Source organism: Cohnella boryungensis, from assembly GCF_042651945.1.
Classification (GTDB): Bacteria; Bacillota; Bacilli; order Paenibacillales; family Paenibacillaceae; genus Cohnella; species Cohnella boryungensis.
Genome location: NZ_JBHSED010000065.1, coordinates 124,252 through 146,247, shown reverse-complemented (window position 1 = coordinate 146,247; position 21,996 = coordinate 124,252). Strand labels below are relative to the sequence as shown.

At 54.1% G+C, this 21,996-nt stretch carries 21 protein-coding genes and 1 riboswitch; of the genes, 11 read left to right on the top strand and 10 right to left on the bottom strand.

What is annotated here, in order from left to right; genetic code table 11:
- Positions 1–1,148 precede the first annotated feature (1,148 nt).
- Positions 1,149–1,967 carry a carbon-nitrogen hydrolase family protein gene (locus ACFO1S_RS24370; RefSeq protein ID WP_204602450.1) on the bottom strand — a complete coding sequence of 273 codons (819 nt, stop codon included), beginning with the start codon at positions 1,965–1,967 and terminating at the stop codon, positions 1,149–1,151.
- A 19-nt stretch (positions 1,968–1,986) separates the two neighbouring features.
- Positions 1,987–3,129, bottom strand: coding sequence for a mandelate racemase/muconate lactonizing enzyme family protein (locus ACFO1S_RS24365; RefSeq protein WP_204602451.1), 1,143 nt, complete (start codon positions 3,127–3,129; stop codon positions 1,987–1,989).
- Positions 3,130–3,449: 320 nt separating this feature from the next.
- On the opposite strand from ACFO1S_RS24365, the gene ACFO1S_RS24360 reads away from it, so the two are divergent.
- From ACFO1S_RS24360 to ACFO1S_RS24315, 10 genes are all read left to right on the top strand, one after another.
- Entirely contained in the window at positions 3,450–4,121 is a 672-nt protein-coding gene (locus tag ACFO1S_RS24360) for a GntR family transcriptional regulator (RefSeq protein ID WP_204602452.1), read from the top strand.
- 15 nt (positions 4,122–4,136) lie between these two features.
- Positions 4,137–5,024: an ABC transporter substrate-binding protein gene (locus ACFO1S_RS24355; RefSeq protein WP_204602453.1), complete on the top strand. Its 888-nt coding sequence runs from the start codon at positions 4,137–4,139 to the stop codon at positions 5,022–5,024.
- A gap of 92 nt (positions 5,025–5,116) precedes the next feature.
- The gene (locus ACFO1S_RS24350; RefSeq protein WP_204602454.1) at positions 5,117–5,851 is read left to right on the top strand and encodes an amino acid ABC transporter permease; all 735 of its coding nucleotides are present in this window, start codon (positions 5,117–5,119) and stop codon (positions 5,849–5,851) included.
- 21 nt (positions 5,852–5,872) lie between these two features.
- Positions 5,873–6,589 carry an amino acid ABC transporter ATP-binding protein gene (locus ACFO1S_RS24345; RefSeq protein WP_204602455.1) on the top strand — a complete coding sequence of 239 codons (717 nt, stop codon included), beginning with the start codon at positions 5,873–5,875 and terminating at the stop codon, positions 6,587–6,589.
- A gap of 20 nt (positions 6,590–6,609) precedes the next feature.
- A complete protein-coding gene (locus tag ACFO1S_RS24340; RefSeq protein WP_204602456.1) occupies positions 6,610–6,930 on the top strand; it encodes a nitrilase-related carbon-nitrogen hydrolase in 321 nt (106 codons plus the stop codon).
- A gap of 136 nt (positions 6,931–7,066) precedes the next feature.
- On the top strand, positions 7,067–8,239 hold the full coding sequence (locus ACFO1S_RS24335; protein ID WP_204602457.1) for a M24 family metallopeptidase: 1,173 nt from the start codon (positions 7,067–7,069) through the stop codon (positions 8,237–8,239).
- Positions 8,236–9,027: an SDR family oxidoreductase gene (locus tag ACFO1S_RS24330; protein ID WP_204602458.1), complete on the top strand. Its 792-nt coding sequence runs from the start codon at positions 8,236–8,238 to the stop codon at positions 9,025–9,027. Before ACFO1S_RS24335 ends, ACFO1S_RS24330 begins: the two co-directional genes overlap by 4 nt.
- Positions 9,024–10,250: a M20 family metallopeptidase gene (locus ACFO1S_RS24325; RefSeq protein WP_204602459.1), complete on the top strand. Its 1,227-nt coding sequence runs from the start codon at positions 9,024–9,026 to the stop codon at positions 10,248–10,250. Before ACFO1S_RS24330 ends, ACFO1S_RS24325 begins: the two co-directional genes overlap by 4 nt.
- Positions 10,251–10,284: 34 nt before the next feature.
- A complete protein-coding gene (locus ACFO1S_RS24320; protein ID WP_204602460.1) occupies positions 10,285–11,499 on the top strand; it encodes a pyridoxal phosphate-dependent aminotransferase in 1,215 nt (404 codons plus the stop codon).
- A 127-nt stretch (positions 11,500–11,626) separates the two neighbouring features.
- Positions 11,627–12,526: a dihydrodipicolinate synthase family protein gene (locus tag ACFO1S_RS24315; protein WP_204602461.1), complete on the top strand. Its 900-nt coding sequence runs from the start codon at positions 11,627–11,629 to the stop codon at positions 12,524–12,526.
- Between the two features lie 994 nt (positions 12,527–13,520).
- On the opposite strand, the gene ACFO1S_RS24310 is transcribed toward ACFO1S_RS24315, so the two are convergent.
- Entirely contained in the window at positions 13,521–13,703 is a 183-nt protein-coding gene (locus ACFO1S_RS24310) for a hypothetical protein (RefSeq protein ID WP_378127728.1), read from the bottom strand.
- Between the two features lie 67 nt (positions 13,704–13,770).
- On the opposite strand from ACFO1S_RS24310, the gene ACFO1S_RS24305 reads away from it, so the two are divergent.
- Complete coding sequence (locus ACFO1S_RS24305; RefSeq protein WP_378127727.1) at positions 13,771–14,541, top strand: TetR family transcriptional regulator; 771 nt, start codon at positions 13,771–13,773, stop codon at positions 14,539–14,541.
- A 66-nt stretch (positions 14,542–14,607) separates the two neighbouring features.
- Here the strand turns inward: ACFO1S_RS24305 and ACFO1S_RS24300 are convergent, their stop codons facing one another.
- The 7 genes from ACFO1S_RS24300 to ACFO1S_RS24270 all read right to left on the bottom strand — a co-directional run bounded on the left by ACFO1S_RS24300 (position 14,608) and on the right by ACFO1S_RS24270 (position 21,941).
- The gene (locus tag ACFO1S_RS24300) at positions 14,608–15,081 is read right to left on the bottom strand and encodes a DinB family protein (RefSeq protein WP_204602463.1); all 474 of its coding nucleotides are present in this window, start codon (positions 15,079–15,081) and stop codon (positions 14,608–14,610) included.
- Between the two features lie 89 nt (positions 15,082–15,170).
- Positions 15,171–15,572, bottom strand: a complete 402-nt coding sequence (locus ACFO1S_RS24295; protein ID WP_204602464.1) for an Rrf2 family transcriptional regulator — start codon at positions 15,570–15,572, stop codon at positions 15,171–15,173.
- A 158-nt stretch (positions 15,573–15,730) separates the two neighbouring features.
- Positions 15,731–17,557, bottom strand: coding sequence for an APC family permease (locus tag ACFO1S_RS24290; RefSeq protein ID WP_204602465.1), 1,827 nt, complete (start codon positions 17,555–17,557; stop codon positions 15,731–15,733).
- Positions 17,558–17,677: 120 nt separating this feature from the next.
- A riboswitch (cyclic di-AMP (ydaO/yuaA leader) is annotated at positions 17,678–17,848 on the bottom strand.
- A 234-nt stretch (positions 17,849–18,082) separates the two neighbouring features.
- Positions 18,083–18,985, bottom strand: coding sequence for a class I SAM-dependent methyltransferase (locus ACFO1S_RS24285; RefSeq protein ID WP_204602466.1), 903 nt, complete (start codon positions 18,983–18,985; stop codon positions 18,083–18,085).
- A gap of 326 nt (positions 18,986–19,311) precedes the next feature.
- Positions 19,312–20,106 carry an ABC transporter permease gene (locus ACFO1S_RS24280; protein WP_204602467.1) on the bottom strand — a complete coding sequence of 265 codons (795 nt, stop codon included), beginning with the start codon at positions 20,104–20,106 and terminating at the stop codon, positions 19,312–19,314.
- A 21-nt stretch (positions 20,107–20,127) separates the two neighbouring features.
- Complete coding sequence (locus ACFO1S_RS24275; protein ID WP_204602468.1) at positions 20,128–20,916, bottom strand: ABC transporter permease; 789 nt, start codon at positions 20,914–20,916, stop codon at positions 20,128–20,130.
- Between the two features lie 14 nt (positions 20,917–20,930).
- Entirely contained in the window at positions 20,931–21,941 is a 1,011-nt protein-coding gene (locus tag ACFO1S_RS24270; RefSeq protein WP_204602469.1) for an ABC transporter ATP-binding protein, read from the bottom strand.
- Positions 21,942–21,996: the final 55 nt, after the last annotated feature.

Below are 21,996 nucleotides of genomic sequence, written 5' to 3'. Positions count from 1 at the left end.
CTTGGACTTTATTTTCTCGTCCATGGCTGCTGCTTTTTGATTCTTGTGTCAGTCTAATACTTATTCCTCGGAACCTGACGGTTCCAAATGCCGCACGATATGTAGCGTGGATGTCGAGTTAATACAGCGAAACTCGGCTTGGCCCTCCCATATGATCAGCGCAATGATAACGACAGGAATCAAGATTTGAACAATTTCAAGCGATACAAAGAAGAGAGGAGCTCAAGCGCTTTTAGGCGTGGACGCTCCATTTTTATTTCATCCATTCCTGTTCTCCCCGTATGTTTGTCGTTCGTAGAGTATGCCCGTTTTGACCGTGCCGTATTGACCGTTATTTCAAAAGTCAGATTACACTGTGAGATCTCTACGTAAAAACATTTTTTAACTGAAATGAACAATTTTTGCAAAACTGCAGTCTTTTCATTCATTTATGAAAACCCAGAGAAAGAGACAAAACCATGCAGCGTATCGATTTTCAGTTGTTTCAAGCCATTAATGGAATGAATTAAGAATAGTTCATCCTGAATATTATTTAGAGGATTTACGATAACAACCGAGGACGAAGTGATCCAATAATTCATACAGCTCATGTGTAAGTTCTGATCGACGGGTATAACGATGGGATTTTCTCAATCCGCGGAAGAAGCGCTGCGTCCGTTCATAGATGCGTCAGCGGTAGAGGCATGGGCGAAGAACAGTGTTGCGGAGACCGTGCAAGCCTGTATCGTATCCGGCAGATGTGCAACTGCGCTTGCACCAAAAGTATACATGATCCGCGCCGGAGTAGGGTGCTTCAGTGGCTATTGAAGTAATCTGAAGTAATCTAACGAGATTGTGATCGGCCAAGGCGAATATTACCATGGCCGATTTTTGTCGACCACCTTGGATTGCTGGGAGGACATACGAATGATAAATTGCCAGTCATGGACATAGTTTATTATTGTCCAGGCTGGCAATTATGTGCTCACGGAAGGGGAAAGGGTTGCATCTATTGCGCAAGTGGTTAAGGAAACCGTCAGTGTGAAGCAGATATTTTGGTGATAGAGAGTGCTGGCCGGTATGGAAATAAAGTTGAAGGTAACGAACTTGTAATTATGCAGTTTTTAGTTTGAAAAGCTGTATCGTACAGGCGAACGCGTCATCGCATATTAAGCGTGTGGCAAACCGTAAGTACTCGAGTAGGTGTCCATTCGCAAGTCTTTGAAGTAAGGGTGAGGATAACGAGCAATCTCGTCTAGATCGATGACGCACAGTTGCATTTCCTCTTGATGCAAGCCTCCTTCAAGCACGATTTTCCCCGACGGGTCGGCTACTCTGTTATTGCCATAAAGATGTAGCTGGCCGATCGCTCCCGAGCCGTTGACAGCGGCTACGAAACAAGTGTTTTCCAGTGCCCTTGCTTGGAAATAAATATCCCATCTATATTGGAGCTCCGTCGAGAAGGCTGCGGGGACGATGATCAACTCAGCCCCTTGCATCGCCACGGCCCGAGCTGCTTCGGGAAAGCCTGCGTCATAGCAGATCAGAAGACCCAGCTTGCCGAAGTCCATTTCCAGCACGATATATCCGTCTCCTGGCGAAAAGTAGTCCTGTTCTCCTTCCCACAAATGCACTTTACTGTAGACGCCAGCCACAAGCCCCTCCCGATCCAAAATAACGACGCTGTTAGTGGGAAGCATGTTGCCGGCCTGTTTAAGCGGAAGGGGAACAGCGATGTTGATGCTGTGTAGACGCGCCGCTTCCGCGAATGCGCTGACCGCGGGACCGTCAATTGATTGCGCGAGCTCGAAGTATTCTTTGCCAATTGAATCAGTATCGCAGCCTGTCAAGAACAATTCCGGAAAAACGATGAGATCAGCTTTTTGCGCTGCGGCGTCCCGAATATAACGCAAACCTTTCTCCACGTTCGCGGCGACGTCTGCGACGGCACTCTCGAATTGAACCAAAGCCAATTTAACTGGACGCATTGTGTAGTCCTCCTCTTATTTACGGTATCATGCCCGTCTGTGTAGAAAGTTCATTGACCTTTTCTAACCTAGCTTCGTCTACGGTGACGCCAAATCCGTGTCCTTCCGGAACGATGATGGAACCGTTCACGAGCTCCAGGCCTGATACGGGATCGTCTTCAGGAAGTACTCGCTGAAATCCCCAAACCTCGAAATTTCCAGCTGTTGAGGCAGCCGCTATCTGAACAAGAGCGGCTGTCGCCAATCTCCCCTCATCCATCTGCCCAAGCATATGGGGGAGGTGGAACGATTCCGCGACGGCCATCATTTTTAGTAGGTTGGCAACGGAGCCGGCCTTGACAAGCTTGAGGTGAACGGCATCGGCCGCGCCTTCGGCAGCGATACGAGCTACATCCGAGATCGTCCGGCAGCTCTCGTCAGCGACGACCGTCGGAGTCGTCATTCCCTTGACGTGCTTAAGGCCGGCGAAGTCGTCGGCCGGAACGGGCTGTTCGGCCCATTCGACGCCGAGAGCTTCGAATTCACGGAGCCGGACGATAGCTTGCTTGGCCGTCCAGCCTTGGTTGGCATCGACCCCGAGCAGAACGCTGCCGGCCAACCCGGCACCGTCAATAACCGCGCGGGCGCGGCGAACCCGCTCACGGTCTCCTTCCCGATCCGGCCCGACGCGCAGTTTGATCGTACGGAAGCCGGCCTCCAGATACCGTCGAGACTCGTCTTCGGCTTGGTCGGCCGTCCCGAAGGCGATCGTCGCGTCGCTGGGGAGCTCCGTGCGAAGCCTGCCGCCGAGCAGTTCCGATACCGGAACGCGCAAGACTTGTCCCGCCAGATCGAGGAGGGCGATGTCCACAGCTGCCCGCGCCGCGCTGTTGCCCGTAATGAGCCGGTCGAGCACGGCATTGACCGCGTTACGGTTAAGCGCTGGCATGCCGAGGAGCACGGGGGCGAACTTGTGGCGCAGGATCGCGACGATGCGCTCGGGCGTATCTCCTGTTACGTATTCGCAATTGCCGCGCACTTCACTCCATCCGCTGATCCCGGTATCGGTCGTCAGCTTGAGGTAAACCTCTTTAAGATGGGTAACCGTTCCGGAGGAAGAATGGGTGAAGGGAGGGGAGAGGGGCAGATCCTTACGATAAATTTCTATTTTCGATAGCAACATGATATAGTCTCCCTTTTTCTACCGCGTCATATAAGCTTACATAATATTGAAATGGAGACTATTTACATACGTGATATTTGATATTTGATCAAATACACTTGTCATTATATAGCTTTCTATCGGAAAATTACAATAGATAATATGACATTAAGTGACGAAATTCAGCATAAAACAAAATTATCGAACAATATATGATAGATATATTGACATTAATATAGGTTTGGCCCTAAAATGTGAAACATCCTCACAATTTGATCGATGATATTTGATCAAATCTTGAGATAGGGAAAGAGAGACGTTTAAGGAGGGGTGAGAAGGAGGTGAGCAAGGTACCCGTCATCGTAACCGCGGCCGAGCACGTTTATGCCGTATTGAAGCAATGGGTATTGAACGGAGAATTGGCTCCGGGAGAGAAGATCGACCAGGATGCGGTCGCCGCGCGGCTCGGGGTGAGCAAGATGCCCGTCCGGAGCGCGCTGGATAAGCTTGCGGCACAAGACCTGGTTACGCTGCGCTCTCATCGCGGAGTGACCGTAAGGCCGTTGTCCGAGGAACATCTGGACGATATCTACCTCGTACGGTGCAATCTGGAGGGGCTCGCGGTCAAGCTGGCGACCGAGCGGTTGACGCCCGACCATCTCGTCGTCCTGCGGGAGATGCTTCGGGAGCAGGATGCTCTCGCGCACCAAGCGAACGCCGACACGGATCGGATCCTGAAGACGAACAAGGAGTTCCACATGTACATCTACCGTCTGGCGGACCGTCCGGTGCTGCAGGGTACGATCGAGCGGCTGTGGGAACAAAGCGAACGCTACCGGCGAACCTTGCTCGTGCAGCCCGGCATGGTCGATGGCTCGCTGAATGAGCATCGCCATCTGGTGGAACTCATGGAACGCGGGGAGTCGGAAGAAGCCAGCCGATTCCTGATCGAGCACAATCGCAAAACGCAAAGGGTCGTTCTTGAAGTCATGAGGAGTCAAACCAACAACTAAGGGGGATTCATCAACATGAAGAAGAACAAGCGAGCACTTATCGGTATGGTAGCGGCAACGGCGATTCTATTGCTTAGCGCCTGCGGTTCCAACAACGAAAATTCCGCCGGAAGCACCTCCTCCGCTTCGCCTTCGGCAAGCACTGCGCCCGCGGCGGCGGTCGCTCCTCCGGCCAACCTCGTCACCTCGGGCGTGTTGACGTATGGGACGGCCGCGACGTTCCCTCCTTACGAATATATGAAAGACGAGAAATACACCGGCTTCGACATCGAGCTCGGAGAAGCGATCGCCGCCCAGATGGGGCTTACCGTCAAGATCGAAGCGATGAACTTCGAAGGCCTCATTCCCGCTCTCCTAGGCAAGCGCATCGATATTATCAACTCAGCGATGTACATCAAGCCGGAGCGGGAGAAGCAAGTCGACTTCGTGCCTTATATGCATATCGGACGCTCGATCGTCGTCAAAAAGGGCAACGAAAAAGAGATTCACAATATGGAGGATCTGTCGGGCAAGACGGTTGCCGTAACACGTGGCGCGATTGAAGAAATCTATATTAACGAACAGAACGAACAGTTCAAAAAAGACAACAAAACGTTGATCAAAATCCTTTCGCTTCCTACGGGTAACGATGCGGTACTCGCTACCCAGCAAGGTCGGGCAGACGCATTCCTTCATTCAACGCCAGGGGCGGCCTACCTGATGGAAGAGATGCCTGGTGAATTCGAAATCGTAAATTCGATGAATTCGGAAACGCAGATCGGCATCGCAATCCAGAAGGGTGATTCCAATGCCGAATTGAAGGTCGCGATCGAAAAGGCGCTGAACAATCTCGTGGCTGACGGCACCTACACGCAATTGATGGAGAAATACAACCTTCCCGTAGAGATGAGCTTGTTCAACTAGAAGTCGGCAACCAAGAATAGCGCGGCCGCCGGTTCGTCCTACTGCACAACGAGAAGGGACGAGTCCGGCGGAATCAGAGAAGGAGGTTTATTATGGCCGGTTTACAGGAATTGATCTCTAACGTCGGAGAATACCTCGTCTCCCATTCCTTCCTAGTCGGAGCTCTCAATACGATCAAGCTGACGCTGGCGGCGCAGGCTGTTGCCGTCGTGCTCGGATTCGTGCTCGCTCTAGCCAAGATGTCGCGCTGGAAGGCGCTTAGCGGGATGGCGAGCTCTTATATCTGGATTTTCCGGGGTATCCCCGTCCTCGTGCAGTTGATCTTCGTGTTTAACGCACTCCCTCAATTCGGAATTAAGCTAACCGGCTTCCAATCGGCTCTGCTCGCTCTGGCCTTGAACGAGGCGGCTTATATGGCGGAGATCGTCCGCTCTGGCTTGTCTTCCGTGGGCAAAGGCCAGCAGCGCGCTGGCCGGGCGCTCGGCATGAACAGCTGGCAGCGGATGCGCCATATCGTGCTGCCGCAGGCATTCCGGATTATTATTCCCCCGACGGCCAATCAATTCATCGGAATGCTTAAGACGTCAGCCATGGCTTCCGTCGTCGGGTACACGGATCTGCTCATGACGGCCCAGCAGACGGCGAGCGCGAACTTCAATTATGTCGACACTTTGGTCGCAGCCGTAATCTACTACTTGGCCTTTACCGCCATATTCACCCTATTGCAAACATATTTGGAGAGAAAGATGGATATCAGCCGCAAGGCGAGACGATCGCCGATCCGACTCTGGAAGCGGCGCAGCCGGGAATCCCACAACGCCGCCTAAGGGCGAAGGAGCTGACAACGAATGCTGCGAGTCGAAGAAGTATCCAAATCTTATCATGGCGAGAAAATCCTGAAGGACGTGTCGCTGGAGATCAAGGAAGGGGAGAGGGTCGTCATCATCGGGCCGTCGGGCTCCGGTAAATCGACTTTGCTGCGCTGCATGGCGGGCCTGGAGACGATTGAAGGGGGCCATATCCTCTTCGAAGACCATGACATCTACCAATCGAAGGAAGCCCGTTCGGAGATCGGGATGGTGTTCCAATCATTCGATCTGTTCCAGCACCTGAGCGCCATCGACAACATCATGCTGGCGCCCAAGGTCGTTCGGCGCTCAAGCGACCAGGAAGCGCGCTCGAAGGCGACCTCCCTGCTGGAGCGGGTTCGGCTGCGGGAGCGCGCCAACCACTATCCCGAGCAGCTGTCTGGCGGACAGCAACAGCGCATCGCGATCGCCAGGGCGCTCGCGATGAACCCGAAGCTGATGCTGTTCGACGAGCCGACCTCGGCGCTCGATCCCGAGATGACGAGCGAGGTGCTCGACGTGATCGTCGATCTGGTGCAGGACGGCATGACCGTCGTTATCGTCACGCACGAGATGGAATTCGCGCGCCGGGTCGGCGACCGCATCATCTTCATGGATCAAGGCAAAGTCGTCGAAGACCTTCCGTCGTCCCAGCTCTCCGAAGCGGCCAAGCATCCTCGGCTTAAGCAGTTTTTGAACCAGATCACCCATTACTGATACGTTGCGAACTTCATTCGATGCGGCTGAACTTGGAAGCTTGGGTCGGGAACGGGGCATTCATTATCGCTCAGGAAAGGTTACCTGTCATCTCGATTGACTTCGTCAAACTGGGCGTTCAGATCTGCTACGACGCCAGCTTCCCGGAATCGTCCCGCACGCTGGCGCTTCAAGGAGCTGAGCTGCTCGTCGTGCCTTCCGCGTTCTCTTTGTCGGACAAGCACCGTTGGGACGTAGCGGCGGTCAACGGCGTCGGCGGACATGGGGCGTTCGAGCTTTGCGGAAATAACAAGTTCGCGGGTCCCCAAGGCAAGTTGCTCCTGGACGGCGCCATGCACTAAGAAGAGATGCAGATCGTTGAGATCAATCTGGAATAGAACGTTAACGCGGTCAAGTTGATCCCTTATTTAAGGGACATTCGAATAGACGCTTATGCCTATCGGGCTTGATAATCCATCCATGAAAGAGGGACTTAGCATGCAGACAACTTTGGTATTCACGCAGGATGAATTTCGGAGCCGCCTCAATCGGCTTCAAGCCGAGCTGGTCAAGCAAGAGCTGGGCGGCATGCTTATCCATACTCCCGAGAATATATTCTACCTGACCGGCTATCAGAGCCCGGGCTACTATATGTACCAATGCCTTGTCGTGCCGATTTCTGGTAACCCGGTGCTCGTGCTTCGGCGCGGCGAGCTGTCCAACGTGCAGACATACAGCTGGCTTCCGGGTGATCTGGTCCGTACGTACGACGACACGAACGACCCTGTCGCGCTGACGGCAGACACGGTAAGCGAGATGGACGTGCCCGGCGGCAACCTGGGCTTGGAGACCGGATCGTGGTTCCTGCCGGTTCGCAACTATAAGAAGCTGGAGGTCCTGCTCGGGGATTATCGCCTGATCGACGCCCAAGGGACTGTGGAGAGCCTGCGGGTCGTCAAGTCCGCGGCGGAGGTCGGCTATATCCGAGAGGCTTGCGCGGTTGCCGACAAGTCGATGCAGGCGGGGCTTGACGCGATCCGGGCGGGGGTAAACGAGGACGAAGCGGCCGCCGCGATGTTCTCGGCGATGATCCTGGCCGGTGGGGAATACCTCGGCATGGAGCCGTTCATCTCGTCCGGCTACCGCTCGGGCAACATGCACTCGGCTTGGGGGCACAAGGTGATCGGCGAAGGGGAGACGCTGCTGCTGGAAGTGGCGGGCTCGCGCAATAGATACCACGGCGCCTTGATGAGAGCCGCCTATACGGGGACTCCGACGGACGAGATCAAGCGGGCGACGGAGGTGTGCATCGCTTCGCTGAACGCGGCGCTGGACGCGATCAAACCCGGCGTTACGGCGGGCGAGGTGGACGAGGCTTGCCGCGGCACGATCGAGCGCGCCGGCATGTACGAGCAATTCCGCAAGCGCACGGGCTATTCGATCGGCGCCGCGTTCGCGCCGGACTGGGGCGAAGGGCATATCATGAGCCTTCAGCGCGACGACGAGCGGGTGCTTCTTCCGGGGATGGTCTTCCACATCCCGCCGGCGCTTCGCATGCCGAACCGATACGGCGTCGGCTTCAGCGAGACGATCCTGGTAACCGAGACGGGCTGCGAAGTGCTGACGACGCTGCCTCGTGAATTGACGATTTCGAAGGGGGTAACGGCATGAGCGGAACGTTCGACTTCAAGGGCAAGACCGCGTTGGTAGCCGCGGCGAGCAAGGGATTGGGAAGGGCGGTCGCGCTGGAGCTCGCGAAGGGCGGGGCGAACGTGGCGCTCTTCAGCCGGGACGCGGCCTCGGCGATGACGGCCGCGGCGGAGATCGCCGACGAGACGGGCGCGAGAACGCTGGGCCTCGCGGCGGATGTTCGTTCCGCCGAGGACTTGAAGCGGTGCGTCGAGCAGACGGTCGCCGCGTTCGGCGGACTGCAGTTCGTGGTGACGAACGCGGGAGGGCCTCCGGCGGGAACGTTCGAGACCCTGAAGGAAGAAGATTGGCAGTTCGCGTTCGAGCTGAACCTGATGAGCATCGTTCGGCTGGCGGGCTATACGCTTCCGCATCTCAAGGAGCAAGGGGGAGTCATTATCAACCTGGCATCCTCTTCGGTGAAGCAGCCGATTCCCGGCCTTACCTTGTCCAACGTCATGCGGGCGGGAGTCGCCGGGCTCAGCAAGACGCTGGCTGAGGAGCTGGCTGGTTATGGCGTCCGGGTCAATACCGTCGCCCCGGGCCGGATCGATACCGACCGCGTCCGTTCCTTGGACCAGATGAGAGCGGGGAAGGCCGGCGTCACGGCTGACGAATACAAAGCGAAGACGGAAGCGGCTATCCCGCTCGGGCGCTACGGCCGTCCCGACGAGCTCGGCCAGGTCGTCGCGTTCCTTTGCTCCGAGGGCGCGAGCTACGTGACGGGCCAGACGCTTCTCGTCGATGGAGGAATGGTGAGGTCGCTATGAACGAAACCGTCCATTCGGCGACTCCTTCATCGTCATCGGCAACGGAGCGCGAGACCGTCCTGCGGCTGCTTCAAGATTCGATCCGTCCCGAGAGGACGCTGGAGATTCTGGGTGATCTCATCCGCTTCAAGAGCGTAAATCCCGGCGGGGTGGAGGGAGAGGCGGCGGCATATATCGCGAGAGTGATGGAAGTCGCCGGCTGTTCGGTCGAGCTGCAAGAGATCGAGCCGGGACGCCCTAACGTCCTGGCGAGGCTCAAGGGGACTGGGGGCGGACGCGCCGTCATTCTGAACACGCACATGGACGTCGTTCCCGCCGGCGTCGGCTGGAGCGAGGACCCGTTCGAGATGGTCGTCAAGGGAGACCGGGCATACGGACGAGGCGTCATGGACGCCAAGGGGTCGTTAGCCGCGATGATGGCGGCGATCGAAGCCGTCGCTTCCACCGGCATCAAGCTGCCGGGCGACATCGTTCTGGCCGCGGTCATCGACGAGGAAGCGGCGAGCATCGGCGCTCGCCGCCTACCGGAGGGGCTGACCGGGGATCTGGCGGTTGTCGGCGAAGCGACGAACGGCCAGATCGCGATTGCCCATCGCGGCAGCGTCCGGCCGGTTCTCGTGGCCGAGGGAGTCTCGGCGCATTCGTCGACGCCGCACCTGGGCGTCAACGCCGTCATGCTGATGGCCCGCGCTCTCGTCGCGCTGGACGACTTCGCGGAGAAGGCGCTGCCGGGCCGCCTTCATCCGCTCACGGGTCAATCGACGCTCTCCGTTACGGTCATGAAGGGCGGGATCAAGGAGTCGATGATTCCGGACCGCTGCGAGGCGCTTATCGACCGCCGTCTCATTCCGGGCGAAGACGAGGCGGCCGCGCTGCGCGAGATCGAACAGCTAATCGCGGGCGTTCCGGAGCTGGATGGCCGGGTTCGGATCGACCGGCTCGTCCCGACGACCGGCGTCGCTTCGGAGACGGCGCCTGACCATCCGATGGTCAGCTTGGCCAGCCGGGCCATCGAGGAAGCGTACGGCAGGCCGCCGGAGCTGGTCGGGCTGACGGCCAATTGCGACATGACCCACTTCGTCGCGCGGGGAATCCCTTCGATCATCTATGGCCCCGGCGACTTCAGCGTGGCGCATACCGCCGACGAATGGGTGCCGCTCTCCGAATTGGAGAAGGCGACGAGAGTTTACGCAACCATCTCGTTGGACGTAGCAAGTTCTTGAACCACCTATGACATACGACATCGAGGGGATGGCCATGACGAATTCCAATACTCAACTTAGAACCCGGCTCGCGGAATGGACGGATCGCGTGCTGCCTTCTCCGACCGCCTTGCTCGAATCCACCGTGGCGAGGTACCAGCGCGAGGGGCGGCCGGTCTTCCGGCTCGGTCTCGGACAACCGGACTTCCCGACGCCGGACCGCGCGAAGCAGTCCGCGATTCAAGCCATACACGACGACTTCACCGGCTATACCGACACGGCGGGCATCCTGCCGCTTCGGCAAGCGATCTCCAAGGCGCTTCGCCGGGACATAGGTCTCGAGTACGGCCCTGACGAGATCGTCGTGACCGTCGGCGGCAAGCATGCCTTGTTCAATACGATCAACACGCTCTGCCATCCGGGGGACGAGGTGCTCATTCCGGTGCCGTACTGGGTCTCCTTCCCCGAGCAGGTCAAATTCGCCGGCGCGAAGCCGGTGTTCGTGCAGACCGACGAGGCGGACGGGTTCAAGGTCACTCCAAGAACGCTCGCTCCGTACGTTAACGGCTCTACGCGCCTCCTTATCCTGAACCAGCCGAACAATCCGTCCGGCGCCGTCTACTCGAAGAAGGAGCTGGCGGAGCTCGCCGACTTCATCCGCGAGCGCGACCTGTGGGTCATCAGCGACGAGGTCTATTCCTCCTTCGTCTTCCAGCCGGAAGGGTTCACGAGCATCGCTTCCTTCCCGGGCATGCGGGAACGCGCTGTCGTCATCAACGCGGTGTCCAAGGCATACGGAATGACGGGCTGGCGGATCGGCTATTCCGCGGCTCCGGCGGAAGTGTCCGAAGCAATGCTTCGCCTGCAATCGCACACGACGAGCAACCCTTCGTCCGTTGCCCAGAAGGCGGCACTAGCGGCCATCGAAGGGCCGCAGGACGACCAGACGGTCATCCGCGAGCAATACATGGCCCGGAGGGATTTGCTCGTCGAAGGCGTCCGCCGCATCCGCGGGCTGGAATGCCTCGTGCCGGAAGGGGCGTTCTACGTTTGGGCGGACGCTTCCGATTGGCTCGGCCGCCCGGTAGCCGGCCGCCCGGTCGCGACGGTCGACGATCTAGCCGCCATTCTGCTGGAGGAAGCGGGAGTGGCCGTCATGCCGGGAACCGGCTTCGGCAGCCCTCGCCATCTGCGACTCTCCTATTCCGTGGCTCTGCCCGAGATGCAGGGAGGGTTGGCGGCGATGGAGGCATTGCTCGGAAGCAAGTAACACCGTTGCCATAACGCGCATCTAATTCGTTCAATAGAAGCGAATAGAAGCGAATTTAATAGTGAAGCCATTAATTCGAACCATCTATTCAAGACATCCATCCAAGTCATCCAAGGAGGCTATCATCATGACCCCATCCGAACTAAAAAGCCGATTAAAGGGCATCTACGTGCTCGCCGTCACCCCCATGAACGAGGACTTGTCGTTTAACCCGGCCGCGCTCAAGAACAACATAGACAGCTTCATCGCCTCCGGAGTCCACGGGATCGTCGTCGGCGGAACGTACGCGGAATACCCGAGCCTTACGATCGAGGAGCGCAAGGAACTGTTCCAAGCGGCCGCGGAAGCGACGGCGGGGCGCGTGCCGCTGCTCTGCTGCACCGCCGCGAGCGGAACCTACGAGGCGATTGAGCTGGCGCGAGCGGCGAAGGAAGCCGGCGCCGACGGCGTGATGGTGACGCCTCCTTACGTGTCGGAAGTTCGGCCGAAGGACATCGCCTACCACTTCCAGAAGCTCGACGAGGCGGCCGAGATTCCGATTCTTATCTACAATAGTGCGAGCATCGGCGTGCACTTGACGCCGGAAGAGCTGGCGGAACTCGGCAAGCTGCCAAATGTAGCGGGAGTTAAGCAGGGTGCGGTCGACCTGCACGCATTGGTACGTACGGTTGCTTACGCGTCCGGGGATATCTCCGTTATGTGTGGCTCCGACGGCCTGGCTCTCGGTGCCTTGGCGAGCGGGCTGGACGGAGTCACCTCGACGAACTCGAACTTCATGGCAGCGGAATTCGTCGCGCTGTACGAGGAGTTCGGACGCGGCCAGAACATGAAGGCGCTGGAGCGGTATTACCGCTGGCAGCCGGTCCGCGAGCTCGCTCGGAAGTATGGCCAGCCGGCGATGGTCAAGGCCGCGATGGAACTTGTCGGCTTGTCCGCCGGGCCGGTACGCGCACCGTTCCAGACGTTGGATATGGAAGCAAAGCGCGATATCGAGCATTCGCTGAGAACGGCAGGTATTCTGGAGTAAGAGTCGGATGATGCCTCCGAGGGATCGTGCTGCTAACACCTAGCGAGATGCTTCAGCAGTTATTCGTCTATTAAAACACTACAACAGGACTTAGAAATCTATGAGAACGAACGGCGACCAACGGTGACAGTAACTGTGGGGCGATAAGATCATCTTTTGGTGCGTAATAAATGCGGACTTTTATTTGTAGGCTCAAGTTCTTATCAAATTGCAATGTCAAGAACTTGAGCCGATTCCCGACAGAATAGTGCGTTGAAGGCCGCGTTACGCTAAGTTACCTTTTGAATGTTTGGGAACAGAAAGAGAGAAACAGCAGAAAGTGATAACAACAAATTAATGAACGGTCAATACAAGGTCATATATAGATTTATTGACATATGTATAAAATACGGGTTTTGTGATTATGTGTAGACGTTTAAGCTACGATCACGCACATCCCAGATTTGTCCTTCAAGATTTTATAATAAAACTGCACCCCCATGCCAGGTGTTATCTAGCAATCGGAGGTGCAGTTTTATTACATAGTTTGCTTTGATCGTTTCATAAGGTTAAAAACTAAGTAGGCAACACTCGTACAGAGCAAAAATATTCTTTCTAGTTTGAGGTTTATCTCGGTATTGCTTTCGCCATTGTTTTCATTATAAAAAATATATTTGTTGTACAACAAATGATATTCAATATTGTAAGAACGTCCGGAAGCTTTCATGACAATTGTTCTGCTAGTAACATCAACCATCCAAGAAGCAAACAAATAAGTAAGTACTAGCACCAATGTTACTACAAATGTTTTAAGCATTTGTCCAAACTAGCACCCCCTTCTTAATGTATTTCATTAACCCACCATTTAACTTGCTTTTGGTTTCAGTGACAAGGGCATCATTTGAATCATCAGCGCTGGACGGATAGGCACTCCAAATATTTCTACATACCAAATTATTCCATAAGTCCATTTCATTTGCAAGCGCAGTGCCCGGACATCGATTCCCACCGGATGTTAAAGAATATGCTTAGTCAGCTGATATAGCTTCAGTGCGTCCTTCTTACTAAGCGTGGGGAGATTGAGGTCAACCGCTTTCGTCCGGTCCCAAGCAATTAGTGGCTGCGGCGGCGGATTGTCCATCAGCTTAATGATCGGTTGAATACTCTTCTCCACCGGCTGTGCGAAGAGCTTGCCCATTACGCGCAGTATTCCCTTGAAAGGCTGGGCCAAATGATTCGTCCCGCTATGAGTGAGTATATCCGGGATGGTTAAGAATGAAACGTATCTTCCCGCTCTTGTGGTTCTCGGCATACGCAACCCCGAGCAGATCATTCGCTCGTCCTGCCTGCAGAGTCGCCTTCAGCAGACCATACTCCTGTTGAAGTGTAAGATCATCGTACTGTACGACTCCCTTCGTCATTCCGGTGCCTCCGATGCTTACAATGACCGGGTCGGCCCCCCTCTCCAACAATTCTGTCAAACCATAACTCAGAATAAATCGGCTGACATAATAGAGCGCAATTTCGAAGACCTCTCGATTCAAGATATTATGGATCGGGCTGAACTGAACCGGGCAACCTTTTATAACCATTATCAAGATAAATATGAATTGCTTGAGTTGACTATGAGCGGCGCTTTTACGGAGATTCTATCTGCAAGAATTCCTCCCAGTACGCGAATGCAGGGCACAGAGCTTTTCCGCAGTCTAATGCTGGCTGTCTGTGAGTGGCAGATTGAAACGACGAAGAAGCTGAATGCTAGGCGGACTCTGTCGCAGGCGATGGAGGACAATGCCAAGCAACAATTATACAATGTCATCATCTCATGCATGGCGCGTGCTAAAGACCTCCCGACGGAAGCGCGCAGGAGAATGGAATGTGTTGCAACGATGATCAGTTGGTCGATTTATGGGGTGGTTGTGAAGTGGTGTCAATCGCAGGAAGAGCCTGTGGAACAATTCATCGAGCATGTGCTGCCCTTCTTAATGTCGAACTTGCGTACGCTTGATCTGCATAATTCAAATGAGGAGTTTTAAGGAGTAATGAAGTCTATGCACGTCAATATCTATGCACGTCAATATGCTGAAAGTATCTCCATGAAATCACTGAGGTTTGGCAAGATTCATTTTCGGCGGGATATACCCTAGCTGCCTGCCTATTTTTACAATTTGTCCTCTATGATGAAATTCGTGCGTGATGGTGTGCGTAAATAACCATAGTTCGGTTAACTCTACGCTGCCGCTCTGCCAGGATGCTTTTATGGTAGGATCCCATTTGTTTTTATAATCATTCAGAAATTCATAAACCAGGGCATCCGTATTCTGAAAAACCTCGCGCATTTTCTGTACCGTGTTAACGGATTCCGGTTTTGCTTTGGGAAATGATTTACCCAGAGCGCGACTCCCCAACCATACCCGATAACAATCGGCTACATGAGCATGCAGATTGCGAATAGAAGCTCCGCCTAAGGATTCAACCTCTTTAACATAATCTGTTGGGGACATCGTTTCGCAATAACGAAATAATGATTCCCTTGTGCGTTGAATCAATTCATACTGGCTTTTGAATACATCCATCTTCTCTTTCTCCGCTCCCCAATTATGAATTTTATATTATAGATTTTAAAGACATTAGATGTCCTTAATTAACTCGAAATAAAGAATGGCTACATAACGATATTCAGTTCCCGCACAAGATCCGACATTTTCTGATTCCTCAGCTGTTCTTCCATCTTCTCTTCTGCCGCTAAAACCACCTTTTGAATCGGGCAATCTGGTCCATGCTCGAAGCTGCAATCGAACAAGGAGGCCGAGCCTTCTATCGCATGGATAATATCTAGGAACGAAATATTCTCCCAATTTAGTTTGAGTCGATAGCCGCCATTCACACCTGTTATCGATTCAATCATGCCCGCCTTTACCAACTTGGTCAGTATTTTGGACAAGTAGGTTGGAGACACATTTTGCCGCTTCGCCAGCTGCTGTACGCCCATTGGTTTTTGCGGGGTGGCTACAGTAAGAAAGAGCATGGTATGGAGAGCATAATCGGTAGCCTTTGAGTACTTCATTCATAATCACCTCGAAAAAAAGACTCTACATATCTACAATAACTATTATGTTACCTTGCGTCAAGGATTAAACCTGCGCTTTTCTTGGAGCAAATCCGCCAAGCCACTATTATCAAAGCAGCTTGGCGGATGGGTTTTCGCCAGCGCACGCGCACTTGTTATTTCTTTAGATGATAAGGAACGGTCGTCACTATGACATCCTTGCGATACAACAGATGCGTGCGAATCATGAAGCTCGTCTGGTTATGAAGAATGTTGTGCCAGCCTTTCTTGGGAATAAATTGCGGAATGATGACGGTAACCTGATAATTTGACTCGCTGGCCTTGCGCTGAATCGAGTCGATAAATCGGGTTAACGGTTGAATGATGCTCCGATACGGCGAATGCAGCGTAACTAACCTAATATCCGGCTTCCAGTCCCGCCACTTCTCTTGAAAGCGCTGCTCCTCCTCCCTCTCGAACGGAACGTACACCGCGATAATCTGGTCCGCAGCGAGGGATTGGGCGTAGTTAAGCGAATGCTCTACAACATGTGTAATTCCCGATACGGGCACTAGGACGATATTCCCCTCGATCGGCAGCGCCGGCTCGCAAGTGGCTAGTCTCAATTGCTCCCCGACGGCTTCGTAGTGCTTTCTTATCCGTATGAACAGGAATATGATTAGTGGCAGGAACAGGAGAACGGACCAGACCTGCGAAAACTTGGTGATGAAGAAGACCAGCGTGACCGTGAAGCTAATGAGCGCTCCGATCAGATTCACGATCAGCTTGGGAACCCATCCATCAGGCTTCTGCCGAATCCACTTCAGGCTCATTCCCGTCTGAGATAACGTAAACGGAATAAATACGCCGACGGCATATAGCGGAATCAATTGCTCCGTATCCCCGCTGAACACGACGATCAGGAGAATCGAAAGCACACCGAGCATAATAATGCCGTTGGAGTAGCCCAATCTGTCCCCTCTTACCTTGAACATTCGAGGGATAAATTTGTCTTTGGCCAGATTGACGGCAAGCAGCGGAAAGGCCGAATATCCCGTATTCGCCGCGAGAATCAGAATCATAGCCGTCGTTCCTTGAATGAAGAAGTACATGAAATGGCGACCGAACGTATGCTCGGCGATTTGCGATACGACCGTGACTTCCGCCTTCGGAACGATCCCGTAGTAATAAGCCAGCAACACGATGCCCGAAAATAAGAGCGCCAGCAGAGCTCCCATAGCCATGAGCGTTTTGGCTGCATTATGCGAAGCAGGAGTCTTAAAGTTCGGAATTGCATTGGATATGGCCTCTACGCCGGTTAAGGCAGAACTCCCCGAAGCGAAAGCGCGAAGGAGAAGAAACAGGCTGATTCCGGCTACCGGCGTGCCGATCGAAGTGTGCAGATCAGGCGAAGCGTGACCGCTGAGGATATTGTACAAGCCCACCCCGATCAGAATAAAAAGCGCCAGCACGAACAAATAAACCGGATAAGCCATCAGCGAAGCAGACTCCGTCACCCCTCGCAGGTTCAATAACGTAATTAGGATGACAAACATCACCGCAATGGCGACCTTGTGCTCATGAAGGCTTGGGAACGCCGAGGTGAGGGCATCTGTTCCTGCAGATACACTAACAGCAACCGTAAGAATGTAATCGACCAACAAGGAGCCGCCCGCAATTAGACCGGCGGATATCCCGAGATTTTCCTTGGAGACGACATATGCACCCCCGCCGTGGGGATAAGCGAAAATGATTTGACGATACGACAAGATCAGCGCCATCAACAGAATAAGAACGCCAATCCCAATCGGGATGGAGTACCAGAAAGCGGCCGCGCCCGCCGTCATCAGCACGAGCAGAATCTGTTCCGGACCATAGGCGACCGAGGACAAGGCATCCGATGAAAGTATCGCTAATGCTTTCGTTTTTCTAAGTCGCTGCTCTCCCAGTTCATTCGACTTGAGCGGCCGGCCCAACAGCCATCTTTTCACTTTTGATCTCAAAGAAATCACCGTTCCTTAATGTGTCATAATTGATAGGCCAATATCCGCGCAAGCCGCGTTTTGTGCATAGAAAAAAAGACCGCAGAGGATCCCCCCGCGGCCGTCAAGCACCGAAGTTTTTCACCCTCTCTAACGACGCTTACGAGGTTAGCTGTCGGATTCGGGCGTTTAGAGTCGCCCTACGGGATGCAAGCAGCCTGCATTTCCCGATTCACCCCTTGCGACGCTCAAGATCGATCGTCGCTTTGGTTCCCCCGCCTTCCTGTTTCGGAAGCTCAGCGTACAGTGAATATCACTTACGGAATGATCATACTGCATCCATGTCGGATTGCCAAACGGCAAAAGCGAAGCCATTAAACGCTTTAATGAACAATTCAGTTCGAAATAACGCTTACATGAACTCGTCTCTTGTTTTCTATTCGAATTTCATTGTCGCTCTGCGTTTCTTCGATACATACGCCCTGCTGCAATACGAAGAAGAGCCCTAACGTTAAGGGCTCTTCTTCGTCAACTGAATAGTTCTTATTAGGTTCGCCGTTCTCCGGAATACATGCTCTGATCTTGCAGGCGCACCAGCACCTTGCCGAAGCGCCCTCCCTGTTGAAAGGTTACCTTATCCGTCGGGTAGGTCCGATCCAGATACGCGGCGATAATATCCCGATGCTGCGAATCTGCGGGAAGCCCGTGCTGCTTAAACCAATTCAACACATTTGCGGTCGCCGCTTCTTTGGTAAGCTCCATCGTTTTCATTTCCTTGGTAATCAGCGACTCGTAAGCATAACCCTTGATGTACAGCAAGTGGAGCAGGTAAGCCATTTCCAGCTGCCCGGTCGTCTGCAGAGGCTGATCGCTGATAAGCGGCAATATCTCGTTCGCCAGGCTGTTCTCCCTGAAGCCTGCCGACAAGCTCATGTAACAATATTGACGAGCGCAGCTCAGCACCTTCTCTACGCTCTCCCAGTCGGCAATAACCGGACACATGGATACGAATACGAGGTCGAAAGCGTTTTTCCAGCCCTTAGCCTCGATCTCAATGTCCTCGAAATCTTCAGGCACAATATCAACACTTCGGTTGTTAAGCTCTTTCGTATTGCTCTCAAGCAGTCGGACCAGAGGAAGGCAAGGCTCTACGGCAGTCACGGCGGCGCCTCTTTCCGCGAACGGGACCGAAAATCCGCCAGAAGCGGCACCGATATCAAGAATAGTCGAATCCTTGAAATCTACGCCTTGTCCTTCTATCCAGTTCATGATTCGTTTCGCTCTCCGCCGTCCCTCTTCGCTGAACGCCTCGGCATTAAAGGCCTCCGCCTTATCGTCGAAAGCATGCGTGCTGTCGATCCCCGCCAATTTCATCTTGTGGATCGTGGTCGATTGATCATTCCTCCAGGCGTCTTCCCAAATCTTCTCATTAAAAAACTCCGAAGTCATTTCTATTCGCTCCTTTTCGTCTAATAAAAAGCTTTTAAGGATATCTCATATCCTTAATTGGATTAAACTGATTCATAGACTTTATTCATCTATAATAACCGTCATTCTATTTTCTGGTCAACCATCGTTTTTCAAAATTAACATAAGTATAATTATGTTAACTATAACGGAAGATTAATATCATTAACTAATTCCCTTCTCAAGCACAAAGGGTGTCCCATCAGCATTTTAACGAAAATATTTATTGATAATGCACGCAAGCTTACTCCGTATTATCTGCAACCATGCGCAAGAGGCCTCACGTCGTGGGAGGCCTCTTGCTGCTCTTATCCCCCGGCTCCCTGGTACTTGTTGACACCTCGCATCCAGACGACATAGCCGAGCCAGTAGACGAGCGGACCGACCGCTGGGACGATCCACATCCCCCAGACCGGCATCAGCAGACTGTCTTTGCCCAGCAGGTAAGCGGCAGGATAATAGTTGACGAAGGCGAACGGAATGATAAACGTGAGCACAATCTGGATGAGGCTGCCAAAGATCGGCAGCGGATACGAGATGAATTCTTTGAGCCGGAAGAACAGCTGGAACAAAAACCCCGTCCGTACCCAGACGAATGCGGCTGCGCCGATGGCCGACATCAGACCCGCCTGGATCATCGCCCCGCCGAGCACAGCCAGTGCCACGTAGAGCACGCTCCACCAGGTCCAGGACAGCTGCAGCACGGACAGCGCCCATACGAGTACGGAACCCGAGATTAGCAGATGGGCAATGTAAGCTAGGTTGAATCCTCTGCAGATGTGATACAGATATGGGTTGAGCGGCTTGACGAGCAGCGAGTCAAGCGTCCCCTCTTGTACCTGCGCTTCCAGCGACTGCATCTGCAAGAACGAGATGGAAGCGCCGAGCGCGTACGTAAACAGCCCGAAGCTATATAACAGTGCAACCTCCGGCCACGACCAGCCGGCGAGCGATTGGAATTTATTGATGAAGATCCAGAGGACGACATACTCCGCCGCGTAGGAGATGAGCTGGGCGATCACGCCGAGCAAGAAATCGCCCCGATAGATCATCCGCTCCTTCACCAGCAACCGCATAAGCGTACCCAACAATTGAATACTCATATAACCTCAGCCTCTCTTGCGTTATCCTCCTTGCACGACCAGCCGTCGAACGGCGCGATGCCATAGCCAGCCCGTTAATACGATCAGCGCAGCCCCCCACCCCACGCCGATCCCCAACACGGCCGGGATCTGAGCGGGAGCGATCTCGCCCAGATACATGGCCGCCGGGATGAAGCCGAGGTATTGGAAGGGCAGCCATTCGGCAAGTGTGCGCCAGTCGTCCGGAAAAAACCAAAGCGGAATAAACGACCCTGCAAAAACAAGTCTGAAGCCTCCCAGAATCCAGCTGAGCGAGAAATGATTCATCAGCCAGAAGGCCAATAGCGAAACCAGATACCCCAGTAAAAATGAAAGCATGACAGCGAGCAGCAAACAGAAAAGAAAAGCAAGAAAATGCGTCGCCGTCGCCGGCGGCAGAAAGCCGAACCAAAGCACTGCGATCAGCAGCGACGGCACAACGGTGAACACGAATTGATAAGCGGCTCTGCCCAAGCCATCGGCCAACAGGTAGTATGGATAAGATAACGGACGTATAAGCTCGGAGGCAATGGCTCCCGACTTGAGGCTTTCGTCTACCTTACCGCTGATGTGGTGCAGCATGAGAGTCAGAAGCAGTGTGTTGAGAATGCTGTAGGTGATCATCTGCTCCAACGAGATGCCGTCCATCCGACCGGCTGAGAGGACCGCGCGCCAGATCTCGGACTGGATCAGGATGGCGACCAGATTGCCGAGCAACCGCAGCCACACTTCGGCTCGATAGCTCAGTTGGTTAGCGAAGGCTTTCATTCCGAACTTGGCATAGACGATCACGATAAGCTCCCCCGTTAACTGATCTGTATCTTGCTCTTGTCTTGTTCGGCCAACTGTTGATACAGGCGGCGGATGACGCTATCGATATCCGCGCCCTCTAGCGATACGTCTTCCACGGGATACCGCTTCGCCATCCGGCTCACCAGCTCGAAGACGACGGTTCCGCCCCGCGCCGCGAGGAACGTCTTGCGCGGGCCATTATCCTCTAGCAGGCTGAGGCCTTCGACATCGACCTCTCCTGGATCGTAACGGAAGTCGATGGTCACCCGCTGCTCGTTGCCTAGTTTCTGGCGCAAGCTGGCCACGGTCCCGTCATAGACTAGATTGCCTTTATTGACGACGAGGATGCGCGGACAGATCGCTTCAATGTCCTTCATATCGTGAGTCGTGAGGATGATCGTCACCTTCTTCTCCCGGTTCACTGTGCGTAGGAACTCGCGGATATGATCCTTGGCGACAATGTCCAGTCCGATCGTCGGTTCGTCGAGGAACAGCACTCGCGGCTCATGCAGCAGCGACATAGCGATCTCCACGCGCATCCGCTGGCCCAGGCTGAGCTGACGCACTGGCTTGTCCAGAAAGTCGGAGAGCGCGAGCAGCTCCGTACACAGCTGCACATTATCGCGAAACCGTCGTTCATCAATCCGGTAGATCGATTGGTGCAGATCGAAAGAGTCCATCACCGGCAAGTCCCACCATAACTGGCTCCGTTGCCCGAAGACGACTCCAAGCTGGCGGGCGTTCGGCTTTCTTGCCTGATGCGGAACATTTCCCAAAACGTGCAATGAGCCGGAGGTAGGGACGAGGATGCCCGTCATCATCTTGATCATCGTCGACTTTCCCGCGCCGTTCGGTCCCAGGTAGCCGACGGCTTCGCCCTCCTTGATGGAAAAGCTGATGTTGCGGACAGCCGTTTCCTCAGTATATTGTCTGGTGAACAAGCTTCGGACAGCTCCCGCAAAGCCGGGAAAGCGCTTGTATTGCCGGTAGATCTTCGTTACCCCTTCCACATCGATAATAGACATGGCGCCCTCCATTTGGTTGTTTTTTTCTATTATATCGTTGCTCCTTCCATTTTCA